Annotated in this window: 2 protein-coding genes and 1 pseudogene; 1 reads left to right on the top strand and 2 read right to left on the bottom strand. The window is 56.6% G+C overall.

Features of this window, described 5'->3' with window-relative positions:
* A pseudogene (locus L692_RS0120155) lies at positions 1-603 on the top strand (anthranilate phosphoribosyltransferase); the annotation flags it as partial.
* Between the two features lie 138 nt (positions 604-741).
* On the opposite strand, the gene L692_RS0120150 reads toward L692_RS0120155, so the two are convergent.
* Positions 742-843, bottom strand: coding sequence for a hypothetical protein (locus L692_RS0120150; protein WP_025701849.1), 102 nt, complete (start codon positions 841-843; stop codon positions 742-744).
* Between the two features lie 82 nt (positions 844-925).
* On the bottom strand, positions 926-1463 hold a 538-nt coding region (locus tag L692_RS0120145), incomplete at its 5' end, for a GGDEF domain-containing protein (RefSeq protein ID WP_025701848.1).

The following is a 1463-nucleotide window of genomic DNA, read 5'->3' as shown; positions in this document are numbered from 1 at the left end:
CGCAGCGGCGTGCTGTATGCAAGCTCCGAGGAGTGGTGCCCGCCGCTCGGGCGTATCCGGGGAATCCGCGAGGAGATCGGCATGCGGACCATTCTGAATACGGTGGAGAAGCTGGTTGATTACACCTGCTCCCCGTTCATCGTGTTTGGCATTTATCATAATACGGTCTTTGACCGCCTTGCGAGACTTCTGATCAAGCTTGGCTACCGCAAAGCCCTGATCGTTCAAGGGCCCGAAGGGTCGGAAGATCTGCATATCGACCGTCCCACCCGGGTGTACACAGTAGAGAACGGCGACTCTGGTCTGGACATTATAGACCCCGAGGCGCTGGGACTGGACACTCCCGTTCCGGAGCTCGCCTGGAACGCCCGTCTTCAGCTGGAGACTGCGGAAGCCGTACTGCGGGGCGGCGGCCACCTGGCATTCTACAATCAAGTCCTGCTTAACAGCGCTGTCCGATTGCATTTGGCCGGCCGGGTCGACTCCATCGAGGAGGGCGTCTACACCTGCAAGGATCTTCTGGACGGCGGCAAGGCTTGGGAAGCATACAGCGCCTGGAAGAACACGCTGCTCAGCAAGCCTTCGGTTACGCATCCGGTATGAATTCGAAGAAGCGGCCAAAGTCAGTGATGGATTCATGCCGCCCATGCTGGGCGCACGTGGCAAAGCGCCTCTCCCGATGACGGTGTGAGGCGCTTTTTTCTCATATACTCTTCATCTGTTGAACGGCTCAGGCTGTTCTTAGTATACGCAGAATGTACGGGTAATAATGACAAGCAGAATAAACAATACGAGAACCGTGCCTGTCGAAGTGCCCCATCCGTAGCCCGCAACTTCACCCATTTGAAACTCCTCCTTCAAAAGTAGCGTACGACATATCTTATTCCGCTATCCTTGGATTCGTCTGGGTGTTTATCCCCTGGACCTATACGGCGGTCTCAAAAGTAATCCGGTTCTTGCCGCTCCGCTTGGAAATATAGTGAGCATCGTCCGCCAGACGCAATATCTCGCTTGTGTCCTGGTTCTCGGGACTCCAGACCGCGGCGCCTACGCTGCAGCCGACATGCACAACCTCCCCGTCGATCGAGAATGGCTGGTTGATCTTGTCGATAATGCGTTTGGCGACAACCTCGGCCTCCTGCATCGGCTTCGCCGCCGAAGTGTGCAGGATGACCACGAACTCATCTCCGCCTATACGGGTGACCATTTCATTCTCCCGGGTCGATTCCAACAGACGGAAGGATACTTGCTGCAGCAGCTTGTCGCCTGATCTATGCCCCAGCGTCTCATTCACCTTCTTGAAGCCGTCGAGTCCCAGGTACAGGAAGCTCAGTGTCGAGCGGTTGCGCTTGGCCTTGTTCACGGCATGAGCCAAATAGTCGTCAAGAGCCGTCCGGTTCGGCAGTCCCGTGAGCGGATCATGCCTCCCCATTTCGGACATATAGAAGGGCTCCGGCTCTGGC

The organism is Paenibacillus forsythiae T98, assembly GCF_000520735.1.
Taxonomy (GTDB): Bacteria; Bacillota; Bacilli; order Paenibacillales; family Paenibacillaceae; genus Paenibacillus_AQ; species Paenibacillus_AQ forsythiae.
Note: the sequence above shows the minus strand (reverse complement) of the source record. Positions and strands in the feature narration are given on the sequence as shown.